Source organism: Prochlorococcus marinus CUG1415, assembly GCF_017696015.1.
GTDB classification, from domain to species: Bacteria; Cyanobacteriota; Cyanobacteriia; order PCC-6307; family Cyanobiaceae; genus Prochlorococcus_A; species Prochlorococcus_A marinus_AE.
The window spans coordinates 279,072-294,063 of sequence record NZ_JAAORL010000002.1; the positions used below are offsets into that span (position 1 = coordinate 279,072).

At 32.8% G+C, this 14,992-nt stretch carries 16 protein-coding genes and 1 tRNA gene; 7 read left to right on the plus strand and 10 right to left on the minus strand.

Annotated features, from left to right (window positions below; genetic code table 11):
* Position 1: 1 nt before the first annotated feature.
* Positions 2–72, minus strand: a tRNA-Gly gene (locus tag HA143_RS07585).
* Positions 73–181: 109 nt separating this feature from the next.
* Between HA143_RS07585 and HA143_RS07590 the strand changes: the two genes are divergently transcribed.
* The 5 genes from HA143_RS07590 to plsY are packed head-to-tail and all read left to right on the plus strand — an operon-like array spanning position 182 to position 4,323.
* A complete protein-coding gene (locus HA143_RS07590) occupies positions 182–1,507 on the plus strand; it encodes an MFS transporter (RefSeq protein WP_209086620.1) in 1,326 nt (441 codons plus the stop codon).
* Positions 1,508–1,516: 9 nt separating this feature from the next.
* Positions 1,517–2,272, plus strand: coding sequence for an MlaE family ABC transporter permease (locus tag HA143_RS07595; protein WP_209085406.1), 756 nt, complete (start codon positions 1,517–1,519; stop codon positions 2,270–2,272).
* A gap of 4 nt (positions 2,273–2,276) precedes the next feature.
* Positions 2,277–2,681 (plus strand): DUF3119 family protein, encoded by a 405-nt coding sequence (locus HA143_RS07600; protein WP_209085409.1) that lies wholly within the window; start codon positions 2,277–2,279, stop codon positions 2,679–2,681.
* 35 nt (positions 2,682–2,716) lie between these two features.
* On the plus strand, positions 2,717–3,727 hold the full coding sequence (locus tag HA143_RS07605; RefSeq protein WP_209085413.1) for a DUF3086 domain-containing protein: 1,011 nt from the start codon (positions 2,717–2,719) through the stop codon (positions 3,725–3,727).
* A gap of 5 nt (positions 3,728–3,732) precedes the next feature.
* The gene (plsY, locus tag HA143_RS07610; protein WP_209085423.1) at positions 3,733–4,323 is read left to right on the plus strand and encodes a glycerol-3-phosphate 1-O-acyltransferase PlsY; all 591 of its coding nucleotides are present in this window, start codon (positions 3,733–3,735) and stop codon (positions 4,321–4,323) included.
* Here plsY and pyrF read toward each other — a convergent pair.
* Genes pyrF through HA143_RS07625 form a run of 3 tightly spaced genes read right to left on the minus strand, consistent with a single transcriptional unit; the run spans position 4,310 to position 6,626 of the window.
* Entirely contained in the window at positions 4,310–5,038 is a 729-nt protein-coding gene (gene pyrF / locus HA143_RS07615; protein WP_209085426.1) for an orotidine-5'-phosphate decarboxylase, read from the minus strand. The two genes, plsY and pyrF, sit on opposite strands and share 14 nt — an antisense overlap.
* A gap of 6 nt (positions 5,039–5,044) precedes the next feature.
* Positions 5,045–6,283, minus strand: coding sequence for a tyrosine--tRNA ligase (gene tyrS / locus HA143_RS07620; RefSeq protein ID WP_209085429.1), 1,239 nt, complete (start codon positions 6,281–6,283; stop codon positions 5,045–5,047).
* Between the two features lie 19 nt (positions 6,284–6,302).
* A complete protein-coding gene (locus HA143_RS07625; protein ID WP_209085432.1) occupies positions 6,303–6,626 on the minus strand; it encodes a DUF1825 family protein in 324 nt (107 codons plus the stop codon).
* Positions 6,627–6,775: 149 nt separating this feature from the next.
* Between HA143_RS07625 and HA143_RS07630 the strand changes: the two genes are divergently transcribed.
* Positions 6,776–7,387, plus strand: a complete 612-nt coding sequence (locus HA143_RS07630; protein ID WP_209085435.1) for a hypothetical protein — start codon at positions 6,776–6,778, stop codon at positions 7,385–7,387.
* Between the two features lie 24 nt (positions 7,388–7,411).
* Complete coding sequence (locus tag HA143_RS07635; RefSeq protein ID WP_209085450.1) at positions 7,412–8,884, plus strand: leucyl aminopeptidase; 1,473 nt, start codon at positions 7,412–7,414, stop codon at positions 8,882–8,884.
* A gap of 12 nt (positions 8,885–8,896) precedes the next feature.
* Here HA143_RS07635 and msrA read toward each other — a convergent pair whose 3' ends face one another.
* Genes msrA through HA143_RS07665 form a run of 6 tightly spaced genes read right to left on the minus strand, consistent with a single transcriptional unit; the run spans position 8,897 to position 14,983 of the window.
* Complete coding sequence (msrA, locus tag HA143_RS07640) at positions 8,897–9,499, minus strand: peptide-methionine (S)-S-oxide reductase MsrA (protein WP_209085453.1); 603 nt, start codon at positions 9,497–9,499, stop codon at positions 8,897–8,899.
* Between the two features lie 16 nt (positions 9,500–9,515).
* A complete protein-coding gene (gene lpxB / locus HA143_RS07645; RefSeq protein ID WP_209085456.1) occupies positions 9,516–10,694 on the minus strand; it encodes a lipid-A-disaccharide synthase in 1,179 nt (392 codons plus the stop codon).
* The gene (gene lpxA / locus HA143_RS07650; RefSeq protein WP_209085458.1) at positions 10,694–11,533 is read right to left on the minus strand and encodes an acyl-ACP--UDP-N-acetylglucosamine O-acyltransferase; all 840 of its coding nucleotides are present in this window, start codon (positions 11,531–11,533) and stop codon (positions 10,694–10,696) included. Before lpxA ends, lpxB begins: the two co-directional genes overlap by 1 nt.
* A 4-nt stretch (positions 11,534–11,537) precedes the next feature.
* Positions 11,538–11,996 carry a 3-hydroxyacyl-ACP dehydratase FabZ gene (fabZ, locus tag HA143_RS07655; RefSeq protein WP_209085473.1) on the minus strand — a complete coding sequence of 153 codons (459 nt, stop codon included), beginning with the start codon at positions 11,994–11,996 and terminating at the stop codon, positions 11,538–11,540.
* 17 nt (positions 11,997–12,013) lie between these two features.
* Positions 12,014–12,850: a UDP-3-O-acyl-N-acetylglucosamine deacetylase gene (lpxC, locus tag HA143_RS07660; RefSeq protein ID WP_209085476.1), complete on the minus strand. Its 837-nt coding sequence runs from the start codon at positions 12,848–12,850 to the stop codon at positions 12,014–12,016.
* Positions 12,851–14,983: a BamA/TamA family outer membrane protein gene (locus HA143_RS07665; RefSeq protein WP_209085491.1), complete on the minus strand. Its 2,133-nt coding sequence runs from the start codon at positions 14,981–14,983 to the stop codon at positions 12,851–12,853.
* Positions 14,984–14,992 lie beyond the last annotated feature (9 nt).

Sequence of the window (14,992 nt, forward strand, 5' to 3'; positions counted from 1 at the left end):
AAGCGGGCGGCGGGAATCGAACCCGCATCTTCAGCTTGGAAGGCTGAGGTTTTACCACTAAACCACGCCCGCAATAAGTAATAGAATTACCATTGCAATAATACATTATCAAACAGTCAACAACTTAAAAAGATTGGAAAATTCACACTCAAAAAAAATATCGGGGTCAAGAACAAGATTAATGCTTTCCTATGGGCTTGGAGATGCTGGAACAGGCCTTGCTAATGCTCAATTTGGTTTTTACCTCTTCCCATTCTTTACTTGTGTGGCTGGATTACCTCCTTGGATAGCAAGCTCTATCTTGATGATAATCAAGCTCTGGGATGCAATTAATGATCCTTTGATTGGCTGGATGAGCGACCATACCCAATCAAGATGGGGGCCAAGACTACCTTGGATGATTGGGGCATCAGTTCCTTTGGGGATTTTTTTAGCTGCAATGTGGTGGATACCCAATGATTACAGCCTCAAAGAGAAAACTTTTTATTACATATGCACATCAATTTTGTATATGACAGCATATACATCTGTAAATCTTCCTTATGGAGCATTATCCACAGAAATTAGTGAAGATGAAAATATAAGAACTAGGCTTAACGCCGCCAGATTTACTGGCTCAATATTAGCTTCTTTAACAGGATTAACAGTAGGTGCAATATTTCTAAGCAAAGGAGATACTGGTTACCTAAATATGGGAAGAATATCTGGCACGTTCGTTACAATAATTACTTTACTTTCTACTTGGGGCCTAGCTCCATATGCAAAGATCGCAAGAAAACCTATCAATAAAATACAGCCTATAAAAAATCAATTTAAGCGTATTTTAAAGAATAAAATCTTTATAAAAGTGATATATCTCTATTTACTTCTCTGGTGTGGCCTTCAGTTAATGCAAACAGTTTCATTAATATATTTGCAACAAGTCATGAATGTACCAAGAGGGGTATCCTTTTGGATTATCATTCCTTTTCAAATAAGTGCTCTGTTAGGATTGCAAGTCTGGAGTTTTTATTCTAATAAATATGGAAGAGTTCAAGCATTAAAAATAGGTGGACTTATATGGATTGTTGGTTGCTTGATTGCAATGATATTACCTCCATTGTCAAATAATTTTGAAATTACTAATTTCAATATAGATTCTATAAAAATGTTAACTTTATTTCTAACAATTTTGTTGGTTGGTTTTGGTGCATCAACAGCATATTTAATACCTTGGTCTTTATTGCCAGACGCTATTGATCATGACCCAGAGAAGGCAGCAGGAATTTATACTGCTTGGATGGTTTTATGTCAAAAATTAGGTATTGCTTTAAGCGTTGGATTATTTGGTTATCTTCTCACTCTTACTGGGTTCAAGCAAGCAGCCTGTCAGGGGATTATTGATATGAATCAACCAGATTCTGCATTAATAACAGTAAGGATTTGCATGGGTTTAATCCCTTCTATACTTGTCTACTGGGGTCTATTAATTATGAGGGAATGGGATCAAGAATTAATTAAGAACTAATATAAAGATATGTATTACCCTAAGTTTTTCAAAAGAATTCTAAGCAGCTTAATCATTGGCGGGCAAGCAATTAATTTTATCTTCAGAGGTAAAATTTCCAAAAATGATCTCTTTGACCAACTTATGGAGTCAGGTCCAGGAAGTTTGTTAATTGTATTAATTACAGGAATAGCGGCAGGTACAGTCTTCAATATTCAAGTAGCATCACAATTGACAAGCATGGGGGTATCAAGTGAAATAGGAGGTTTATTAGCGGTAGGAATGGCTAGAGAAATGGCTCCTCTTCTAACTGCTACTTTAATGACTGGGAAGGTTGCCACTGCTTATGCTGCTCAATTGGGAACTATGAAAGTTACAGAACAAATTGAGGCTATAACAATGTTAAGGACCGAACCAGTCCAATATCTGGTGGTTCCAAGGTTACTATCGATGGTAATAATGTCTCCGATACAGTGTCTTTTGTTTTTATCTGTAGCTTTATGGAGTGGACAAATTTGGAGCACAATTTTTTATAAAGTTCCTCCAATAGTTTTCTGGACATCTGTAAGATCAGGTAATGTGAGTTTAACCAGTACAGACTTAACTTCAATGTTAATAAAATCTGTCGTATTCGGATTACTTATTTCAATTATTGCTTGTGGATATGGACTCACAACTAAAGGTGGTCCAAAAGAAGTTGGAACAAGTACAACAGGAGCGGTTGTAATTACTCTCGTTACTGTATCTTTAATGGATGTATTATTAACGCAAATTTTATTTGGATGATTCTATGTTTAACACTAATTCAAAAAAAGAAGAACCAGTAATAATATCACCATCATTTCAATTACCAATAATTCTAATAGTTTTAAGTTTTATGCTTTTATTTTTAAATATTGGTTCTTTGCCAACAATAGTTTCTGCATCTTTTAGCTTTTTTTTATTGCTTCAGTCATTTACCTTAAGAATAAAAATAACAACTGATGATTTTATCGTTTTACAATTAGGTAAAGAGATTAGAACTTTTCCATTTAAGAACTGGATATCATGGAAATTCTTTTTTCCTATAATCCCAGGTATTTTTTATTTTAGAGAAAAGTCCAGTCCTCATTTATTACCAATATTATTTAATCCAAGGCAATTAAAAGATGAACTTTTAAAAAAAGTTGACTCCCTGGAAATTAAAAATTCCTAAAATTCAGTTTTTTCTTAATCATCAAAATTATTTAAATGACCAATCAAGAAATTTCAAACAATAATCCTGAAAAGGAATTAATACAAGATAAGTCAATTTCAGATGATAAATCCAAACAAATTAGTCAGAAAAATACAAAGCAAAATAAAAAAATTACTTCAAAAAATGACAAGTCAAACAAATCCTTTGATGAAATTTCTAATGAGATTTTTAGAGATCTAGTTTCAAAAAAAGACTATTTAGTTAAAGAAATAAAAAATTTAGAAACAAAAAAAACTGAATTAGAAAAAGATATTGATTCAAATTTTAAAGGGCAGTCAGATAATATCGCTAAAAGAGTTAAGGGCTTTCAAGAGTACTTAACTGGTGCTTTGCAGAATCTTTCACAAAACGTTGAAAAACTTGAATTAGTTTCTCAACCAATAATCGTAAAGCCTTCTCCACTGGATGAGAAGAAGGAAAATACTAGTACAAATAATGTAGTTAATGTTCCTGCTCTTTCTGAAACATTTAAGCCAGATGAAAAGATTATAAGAAACTGCTTTTCAACTTTCATAGAACAACCTGATTTTTATGCTGAACCTTGGAAATTAAGACGAAGTCTTGATTCATCAGATATTGAAATTATGGATGATTGGTTCTTTAATATGGGTGGAAGAGGTTCTATTGAAAGTAGAGGATCTCGACAAAAAAATGCCTTATTATCAGCTGGTTTAATATCTATCCTTGGGGAATTATATGGTGATCAGTTTCAGACTCTTATTTTAGCTTCGCAGCCTGAACGATTAGGAGAATGGAGAAGAATACTTCAAGATTCACTTGGTCTCACAAGAGATGACTTTGGACCTAACAGTGGGATTGTTCTTTTTGAAAGGCCTGAAGGTGTCATCGAAAGAGCTGACAGATTAGAAGCAAATGAAGAATTACCATTTATTATTATTGATGCAGCAGAAACATCTGTTGAAATTCCAATACTTCAGTTCCCATTATGGGTTGCATTTGCTGGTTCAGATAGTGAAATTTACGATGATCTTGAATTAAACTAATCTTTATGAATATCTTAATAATTTTTACAAGTTATCTTTTAGGTTCACTTCCTACAGGTTTTTTAATTGGAAAATATCTTAAAAATATAGATCTAAGGACTATAGGTTCTGGATCTACAGGTGCCACAAATGTCTTAAGAAATGTTGGGAAATGGCCGGCACTTTTTGTCTTTATCGTTGACGTTGGGAAAGGCCTTATTGCAGTAAAAATTGCTCAATATTACACAGCTCAAGGATTAATAGAAGTTATAGCAGGCATATCAGCTATCTCAGGACATATTTGGCCAGTATGGCTCAAAGGTAAAGGAGGGAAAGCTGTTGCGACTGGATTAGGTATGTTTTTAGCTCTTTCCTGGAAAGTTGGACTAGCGGCTCTTGGGATTTTTTTAATAGTCCTAACAAAAACTAAATTTGTTTCTTTATCCAGTATTTCCGCTGCATTCTTACTTCCTATCTTTATGTTTTTTTACCTCGGCAATTTTATGCACTCATACTTTTTCATAAGTTTAATTGTGGCATTATTAGTAATCTGGAAACATAGAACAAACATGAAAAGATTGCTCAAGGGAGAAGAATCCAAAATCAACCAGAATTAATAGATTCAAATATTTCTTTTAGAGCTTTATTAGGATCTATAGCTTTTGATATTGATCTACCAATGACTAATTTAGAAGCGCCATTATCAATAGCTTCATGGGGAGTCATAATTCTATTTTGATCATCTTTATTCTCAATCTTTAACCTGATACCTGGTGTAATTAATTCAAAATTGTCCTTATAAATAGATCTCAACATTTTTACCTCCCAAGGGGAACAGACACATCCATCTAATCCAGCATCAAAAGACAACTTTGCAAGTCTCAATACATTGTCTTCAATTGAATTATTTCTATCAAGATCAGTTTGAAAATCTTTAAGAGAAAAGCTTGTTAAAACAGTGATTCCAACAACAAATGGAGGTTTTACTCTGACTGAGGAGGCTCCTTCTAAAGATGCTTTTTTAGAATCCTTAAGAGCTTTTAGACCTGCTGAAGCATGAATAGAAATAATATCAACCCCTAATTTTGAAACTTGGAAACATGCTGCACTCATGGTATTTGGAATATCATGAAATTTTAAGTCTAAAAAAACTTTTTTATTTAAACTTTTTAAAATTTCAATAACTCTTGGACCTTCCCTAACAAAAAGCTCTAAACCAACTTTTACCCACTTAATATTGGGACATTTTTCTAGAAGTAATTTTGCTTGGTTTACATCTAGCCCATCAATTGCCAATATTATTTTATCTTCTGAGTTAAATCCGTTATTCATCAATTTTTAGTTTCCAAACCTCTTAATTATTTTTTTTCCAATTTGTAAAATCTTCCCTTCTAATTCATTTTTTGAATCAAAAACTAAATCAGGATTTATTACTTTCTGACTATCAATTTTTACTCCCCCACCTTTAATAGATCTTTTGGATTCGCTGCTTGATTTGAAAAGTTTTAGAGCACTTAGCAAGTAAAAAAACTTTACTGGAAAAACAATCTCTTTTAATGAAATTTCTGGAATTTCTCCAACTTTTTCTTTGTGTCCAAGAAATAATTTTTCGCAGTTTGATTGCGCTTTTAATGCTTCTTCAGTCCCATGGAATAAAGTAGTAACTTCTAAAGCCATTCTTCTCTGTAATTCACGAGGATTTGATTTTTCAAGCAAACTTAAATCTAATTCAGTAAGTAATTCAAAATAGGTAGGTATTATATCGTCGGGTACTTTTTCTAATTTTGAATACATTGAAAGTGGGTCATCAGTCAAACCAACGGTGTTAAATTCAGATTTACTCATCTTCTTTATGCCATCTAAACCTGTCAAAATTGGCAACAGAATACCAAACTGAGGTTTTTGTTTAAAATGCCTTTGAAGATCTCTTCCTATTGCAATATTAAATTTCTGATCTGTCCCTCCAAGCTCAATATCTGATTGAACAACCACCGAATCGTAACCTTGTAATAATGGATATAAGAATTCATGCAAAGCAATTGAAACTTGTGAAGTGTACCTTTTATTAAATTCCTCCTTAGCAAGCATTTGACTAACTGTTGCACTCCCCATTAATTCAATTATCGAATTAAGATCTAGTCCTTTTAACCATTCACTGTTATATCTAATTTCTATTCTATCTTTTGAATCAAAATCTAAAATAGATTCATTAGCTGGTTTACCCATTCCTAGTTGGGTTAAGTAAGTTTTTGCATTTTCCTTAACTTGTTTTTCCGATAACTGCACTCTTGTTTTGTTTTTTCCAGTTGGATCTCCAATTTGAGCAGTAAAATCTCCAATAATTAAAACTGCAACATGACCATTATCTTGAAATGCCCTAAGTTTTTTGAACAATATGCTGTGCCCAAGATGAATATCTGTTCCAGTTGGATCGATTCCGAGTTTAACCCTTAATTTTTTATTATTTTTTTTCGCATGATCAATTATCTCCGAAAAAGTTTGATCTGTTTCCTTACTTGGGAAATATTCTTCTATTCCTCTTGAGAGCCATGATGGCAATATTAAATTATCTGACATGAAGCTTTAACCGTTAAATTTAAGAAGTTTTATCAAGTTCATCCTTCATTCTTATTAAGGTTTTATTCATCTGATCGAACATTTGATCAGGAGTAATTCCAAATTGACTTAACTGTGTCTTTAATTGTTCTACTGTCATTTTGGCCTGAAAATCTTCAGACAATTCAAATCTCTTCATAAAAACCTTATAACGATCCATAAGAGATTCCATTCTTTTTATAAACATCTTTTTTCCTTCTCTGTCAAATTTTCCATAATCAGAACCAAGTTTCATAAGTTCTTGGTAATCTGTAAAAAGCTTTTTAGCTTCTTCTTGAACTATGTCTGACTCAAAGAATCCCATTTCTATTTTTACTGCGCAAGATTGAGGCTCAATTACAAGATAACAAGAATCTTTTAAATTGATTAGAACATTAATAAATTTTAGTTTATAAATAATTCTTTGATTTATATTTTTTCAGAATTAAATTTAGTAGACATGTTTTCTAAATATTGGAAAAATTTAACGTAAATAATATTCCAAACCAAAATAGACAATTTGAATTATTTAGTTCAAATGTAAATACATCAATTAATTTTCAAAACTCAAATAATCTAAAAATCAAAGGCGAAATCCTTACTGAATGGAGAAATAGAATCCATAATCACCAATTAAAAATTTCAAAAGATGCTCAAAATAAAACTTTGCACCAAGCAAGTCTTCCTATAAATACAATTTCCAAAGAAAGAAAAATTGATCCGTTTTCCCTGCAGCCATTATCATTGAACTTTTGGAGAACCAATCAATATATACACAATGGTCCAGCAATGTATTTTGTAATTGACTCGATGGAGAGTTCTAAAATCATTCTTTATATTGGAGAAACAAATTTAGCAAATAAAAGATGGAAGGGAGAACATGACTGTAAAAATTATCTCATGAACTACAAAGAAGCCCTAAACCATAACAACCTCTCAAGTCACCAAGATATTCGTTTCTTCTTAGATGTACCTAAAGAAGTAAAGTTAAGACGTAAATTAGAACAGCAACTGATATATTTATGGTTACCACCTTTTAATAAAGAAACCCGAGATAGGTGGACAACTACTTTCACAAACAACTAAAAGTTAATTAAATCCATTTTACAAATGCAATTTTCCACATTCCAAAAAAATCTAGATAACTGGCAAGGTGCTTCGTTAATTTTTGGAGTTTTAGAGGAAGAAATTGCAAGTCAACTTGAAAACATAAAATTTGTTGTTGAACCAAAATTATTACTAAAAAAAGTTACTCAAAAAAAATTCAAAGGAGGGAAAGGGGAAACTCTAAGCTTTGAATTTTTAGATCAAAAATTAGAAACTCTAATCATAGTTGGTCTTGGAAAATCGAAAGACCTAAAAAAAAGTGATATAGAAAACTCCATAGGAAATCTAATTAGGAAAACTGTTGATAAAAATGAAAAAATCAGCATCTTGCTACCTTGGGAATTAATAAATTCAAAACTAGAAATAAATCAATTAGCGGAATCAGTCAGATTATCTGCCTATAAGGACAATAGATTCAACAAGAAAAAAGATGAAGAGAGAGTTCTGAAAGAAATAGAGTTTTTGAATTTAAAGAAATTTGAAAATATTAGCTTTGAAGAGACAGAAAAAATATGTGAAGGTGTAGAACTAGCCAGAAGACTGGTAGCCGCCCCTCCAAATAGTCTTACGCCAAAGGAAATGTCTATGCAAGCTTCTCAAATAGCTAAAGAGCATGGTTTGGAAGTAAAAATTTTAGAGGCAAAAGATTGTGAAAATTTAGGAATGGGTGCATATTTAGCTGTGGCAAAAGGTTCTGATCTAGATCCTAAATTTATACATCTCACTTTGAAGTCAGAGGGGCCTATAAAAGAAAAGATTGCGCTTGTTGGTAAAGGTTTAACCTTTGATTCTGGAGGATACAACCTGAAAGTAGGAGCATCTCAAATTGAAATGATGAAATATGATATGGGCGGAAGCGCTGCAGTTTTAGGAGCAGCAAAAGCACTTGGAGCAATAAAACCAAAGGGGCTAGAAATACATTTTATTGTGGCAGCTTGCGAAAACATGATAAATGGATCTGCAGTACATCCTGGAGATGTAGTTAAGGCATCTAATGGTAAGACAATTGAAATAAATAACACTGATGCAGAGGGTAGACTCACATTAGCTGATGCTTTAACTTACGCATCCAATTTAAAACCGGATTCAATAATAGATCTAGCCACTTTAACAGGAGCTATTGTGGTTGCATTAGGTAATGATGTAGCTGGATTCTGGAGCAATAATAATGATCTAGCAAATGATCTAAAAGCTGCATCGGCCCAAGCTGGGGAAGAGTTATGGCAAATGCCTTTACAAAAATCCTATAAAGAAGGGTTAAAGTCCGATATAGCTGATATGAAAAATACAGGTCCTAGGGCAGGTGGATCAATAACTGCAGCTTTGTTTTTAGAGGAATTCTTTGATAAAGAGATTAAATGGGCTCATATTGATATTGCTGGGACTTGTTGGACTGATAAGAATAAGGGGATTAATCCATCAGGTGCAACCGGGTTTGGAGTTAAAACTCTTGTTCAATGGATTAAAAATAAATAATTCTATCTAGAATCATTCGGACCAAGGATTAGTAGATCTAGCGTTATCACCCCATAATTTATCCAACCTCTGATCTCTCCCACATGAGTATCTGTAAAACTTATATTTCAATTCATTTCTCTCAGCAAAATCCTGATGATATTCTTCAGCCAACCAAAATTGACCTTTTGATTTTAGTTCTACAGATATTTTTTCTAATGGCACTCGCAACTCATTAGAGGCGGAAACAAGTGCATCTTTTGCATAACTTTCCTGGTTTGAATCTTTGAAAAAGATCACTGGCCTATAAGAATCTCCACGATCACAAAATTGTCCTTTTCCGTCAAGAGGGTCAATATTTCTCAAATACAGCCTAAGTATCTCAGGTAAACTTACCAATTTGGAATCATAATTAACCAAAACCACTTCCTGATGCCCATCATGATTTTCGTACGTAGGATTTTGTAAATTTCCACCTGAATAGCCACTTTGCACATTCTTGATCCCCTTTAAGGACTCTAAGTCATGTTCTAAACACCAAAAACAACCTCCTGCAAGAGTTAATTCTTCTGCATTAGTGTTTAAAGGGTTTATTAATATTGAAAAAACAATTATCAGAGGTAAAAAAAATTTCATTTTTCTATTATAAAGTTCAAATTATGGATTTAATAATTTCTTTGGCTGCTCTATCAACTACTCCTTCCTCCCCTAATTCTTTTTTTAAAAGAGTGTAACCTTTTTTTATTTTTGCTTTTTCTGAAGTTAGATCGAGAAGCCTGCAAGCTTTATAAAAAATTTTCTTTTCATTAAAATTATTTTGGACGAACTCAGGAATTATTAATTTTTTTAATAAAAGATTAACAGGAGAAATAAAACGCACCTTAAAATTGAGAATTCTTTTTGCAATAAAAGCAGTAACTCTACTGACTCTATATCCCACAATCTGTGGTATTCCATATAAAGCTAATTCCATATTAACTGTTCCTGATTTGCATAAAGCTATTTTTGTTAATGAATAAATATAAGGCATCAATTCAGAATCATCTTTTTGAGAAATAACCTTACCTTGAATTTCATATTTTTCTAAACCCTTTCTAAATCTTTCATCAAAAACTCTCCTACAGGATGGAATATAAACAACAAGACTTGGATATCTTAATTGTAATTTTTTTGCGGCTTTCAAGAAGGTAGGTAATATATATCTCAACTCTTGGGGTCTTGATGCAGGCATTAAAAGTAAGATATTCTGATTTGATCGAAGTTTTAAAATTATTCTCGAATCTTTCTTCGAGGGTAGTTTTTTCGTTAAATCAATCATTGGATGTCCAATCCAAATAACATTTCCCCCCCTCCTCTTATAAAAGTTTGCTTCCTGCTTGAAAATTGCAAAAATTTTATCTGAAAAATTAATTAAGTTTGTAGTGCTATTATTACCAACCCTCCATGCCCATTCTTGAGGAGCAATATAATAATAAATTGGAAGACTATTTCTAGATCTTTTTAATTTAGTCCCAATTTTAATATTTGGACCCATATAATCAATCAGTATTAAGCAATTTGGCCGACACTTCTTGATGGATTCATAGAATTTTTTCTGAACCTTCATCATGGGAATAATTAGAGGTAAAGCCTCCCATATTCCTATCGCACTTATAGATGTAGTATCTCTAAGAAGGTGGACTCCTTCATTCTTCATCTTCTCTCCACCTAGTCCATAGATCTCTAAATTAATTGAATGTTTTCTAGCTTCATCAAATAATGCTTTTGACAATAAACCTCCATGTAAATCTCCAGAGACTTCTCCGGTACTTATAAATATTTTTTTATTCATTAATTTATTAAAGGCATTGGGCCGCGTCTTTCTTTTGAGATTGAATCTTTTAAAAAGTCACATAATTTTTTTGAAGAAAAATCTAATTTGCCTTTTTTTGCCATTTCTAATGCTTCAGACATTACATTATTGGACTTAAAAAGTAAATTCCACGTACTTTGCAAAAGTTTTAAATCAAAATCCTGATTTTCAAGCAAACCACTTCTTTTAATACCAATCCTATTCAAACCTCTTAATCTTCCTGGATGTCCTTCAGCTAAACAAAAAGGTGGTACGTCTCTATCAACTCTTGTCATTCCTCCAATCATTGCTAAATATCCAATATGTACAAATTGATGAACACCTAAACAACCACCAATAATAGCTTGATCTTCAACCTTTACATGGCCAGCAACTTGAACACTATTTGATATAACTATTCTATTTCCAAGTTCACAATTATGGCCTATGTGAGTATATGCCATTAACAAATTATTATTACCAATAATAGTTTTATCTCCTTCATCCGTTGCCTTATTAATAGTCACGCATTCTCTAAAAGTATTTTTATCTCCAATAATTACTTCAGTAGAAGCACCTTTATATTTAAGATCTTGGGGATCCAAACCTATAAAAACATTTGGGAAAACTTTATTGTTTTTACCAATTTGAGTTCTTCCCGTAATAACAGCATTCGGTCCTATTTCGGTTCCTTTCCCGATAGTCACATTAGGACCGACAATAGCTCCTTGAGAGATCATAACTCCATCATGTAATTCTGCCCTTGGATCAACAAATGCATTTGGGTGCACTTTCACACCTCTAAAGCTTGATTTTAATTCAGTATTTTTATTCTCCATTTCCCTAGTCAACTAATGAGAACATTAATTCTCCAGCACAAACCAACTTCCCATCAACGTGTGCCTCACCTTTAACCTTGCCAAATCTTTGTCTTTTAATACTCAATAATTCACAACTAATTATCAATTGATCTCCAGGGATAACAGGTTTTCTAAATTTAACATTGTTGATTCCCGCAAAGACGAAAAGTCCTTTAGGGAGATCAGGCATTTGCGTTACTATTATTCCCCCAACTTGAGCCATTGATTCAACAATAAGTACTCCTGGCATTAGGGGTCTTTCAGGAAAATGTCCTTGAAATTGAGGCTCATTTATAGTTACATTTTTTACTGCTACAGCCCGCTTCCCTGGAATATGCTCTATTACTTTATCCACAAGAGCAAAAGGATATCTGTGAGGTAATAAACCTAATATGTTCTCAGAGGAGAGTTGATTATTTTCACTTGATAATTTCTTTTCCAAAACAATTAAAAATAAAGTTAATTTTTTAACGATGAGGCCAATAAAGCATTTAAAGAATGTGATCCTTTATAAACTAAAATTTGAGCCTTAGGTAACCCTACCAAAGCCAAGTCCCCAATCAGGTCTAAAATTTTATGTCTTATTGGTTCATTATCAAATCTTAATGGAGGATTAACCCATTTATCACCATCACAAACAAGGGCATTTTCCAAACTTCCTCCTTTTATTAGTCCAAGTTCACTTAACTCTTGAAATTGATCCTTAAAACCAAATGTTCTTGCTGGAGCAATCATTTCAACGAAACTTTTTGGATTCAAATCAATCACAAAAGTTTGATTTCCAATTGCTTTATAGGAAAAACTTATGGTAGATATAATTGTAGTTTTTTTAGAAGGAGTTGCTGCTATAACTGAGCCTTCTTTATTTAAAATTATTGATTTATTAATCTCTCGAAAAAAATTATCTGGTTTAGGTGCCTTTTTTATTCCTACTTCTTCAAAATTTCTAACCCACTGAATTGCCGATCCATCTAAAAGTGGGATTTCTTTCCCATCAACCTCAATATGTATGTAACTTAAGCCACATCCAGCCATTGAAGATAATAAATGTTCAATAGTATATAAATTTCTTTCACCTAATTTCACCGCCGTACAGAGCATTGTACTGCCAATTAAATCTTGAGTTAGCTTAAAAATCTCATTTGGTTTATCCTTGAAAGAAACATAATATCCTTCTTTTTCGTAAGAAGAAATTGTAACACTTGTTTTTTCTCCACTATGAAGGCCTACACCTTCTTTGGAGATAACACCAGCTAAGGTATAGCAGTAATCATAATTAGTAGGCCAAGAAAACACTTAAAACTTCCATCCCACTCCAAGTGTATATCTCCAATCTCCACTCATATCCTTACTAGCAATATCTAATCTTAATGGTCCAACTGGTGTTTTCACTCCAATTCCCCCTCCAAGGGAATAACCAGAACCTGATTTCTGCAATAATTTACCAGGTTTACCTGGAACATCCTTTTGAGAACCTAAATCACTGCCTGCATCAACGAATAAAGCTCCAGATATCATTCTCCAAACAGGGAATCTATATTCTACTGTGCTCTCAACAAAACTTTTACTTACAGCCAAATCACAAGATCCCCAACCTCTAACAGATGACGTTCCACCCATACAAAATGCTTCATAAGGAGGTAATTCCCCAAGAATTGTTCCAGCTTTAAATTGAAAACCAATAGCTTGAGGACAATCTTCACTAGTAGAATTACTAGACTTGCATGCTTTGGTTAAATTTATCAATTTTGTTGGTACAAAAAATGAATATGATGCTCTCATTCTATTGAAAGTTGGGGAGTTTTCCCCCATTGAAACAAACTGTTCGGTACCAAAGCTTAATTTATTTCCTGAAGTTGGGTTAACAGAATTGTTTAAATTATTTCTAGATGTACTTGCAATAAGACTTACCAATGTATTTTCTGCAGGGCATGACCCATTATTTGGCGTAAATCCAATACAGATAATATCGCTTATATTACCTGTCGTTGGCGTCATATCACCATAAGGTTTCTTGTTCCCATCACCATCAATCATCTTTACTTTCTTGAAATTCATACCTGCAAGAACTCTCCATTTAGCGAGCTTAAATGGATCTCCACCGTTAAGCGGCCTTGAGAAAGAAAACCCACCTCCTGTCTTTTCTAAAACTACTGATGAATAAGTATCTAAGTTTGACGTATTTGTATCATCTACAGCATATATTCTTCCATTATTTTCACTTTTAAATTCTTGTGGATAATCTCTACTAAGAAAAATATTTGTTCTAAAAGAAGTTTTATGTTTATCTCCTTTAATCCATGGATCTGATAAAGAAAAATTATAGGTTGTTGAATATTCTCCAAAATTTAGGTTGAGATTGGTAGACCATGCTCTACCAAGCGCATTTGTTTCCTGCAAACCAATTGAGGCAAAGATCCCTGAGCTATTGCTATAACCAATGCCACCAGTTAATGATCCAGTTCTTTGCTCGCTCAAATCTAAAAAAATTATGACTTGGCCAGGATTTGAATTATCAGGACCAAGAGATACCTTGACATCATCAAATAATGATGTGGCATAGAGTCGACTGATATCAGCTTCTAAAACCTTCCTATTGAATACGGTACCAGGTTGTGTTTTTAACTCTCTTTTTATGACCCAGTCTTTTGTTTTTCCTTTTCTAGGTTTTCCATCGATAATAGATTCACCATCAGACCCTGGAAATCTTAATTTTATATCAGATATGATACCTTCAGAGACATTCAATGTTACTATCCCGTCATCTGAGATTCTTTCTGGGCCAGTAATTCTGGCTAAAGAATAACCTTCATTTGTATAACGCTGCTTTATTATTTCAATCTTATTTTGTAATTCTTTTAAATTAAGAGTAGTACCATAAAAATTATTAAAAATATTATCTACATATGCTCTTGAGATTACAGAGTCTATTGGTTTAAGTTCAACTTTCTTCAAAATTGGATTAGGGACTACATTTACAATCAGTCTCACTCCTAAGGGGCCATCTTGAGATTCTATTTTTACTCCAGAAAACCAACCACTAGCATATATTGCATTTAGATCCTGGTTTAAAATTCGATTATCAACAATACTTCCTGGTTTTATACTCATCGAATCATATGCAGCTAATTCAAGTTTCCGGCCCTCAGGATGATTTTCCCAACCTTGGATAATTATTTCTGAGATAAGAACACTTTCTTCATCAATATTTTTTTTATTTTCTGCAACAAAGAAATTTTTCTCTTGTTTAATATCAAATCCTTGAAATAAACCATTGTTAATATTGTTGATTTCTAACGTAGTAATTTTTCGCTCTAAGTCATTTGGCAAATACTTAGCAGCTAATTCTGAATTATTAGATATCAAAATCAAGGGAGAGCAAGCAAAATTTGTGAAAACCTTTCTAAATTTTAAAAAATGTTTTTGCATAGTACTTTT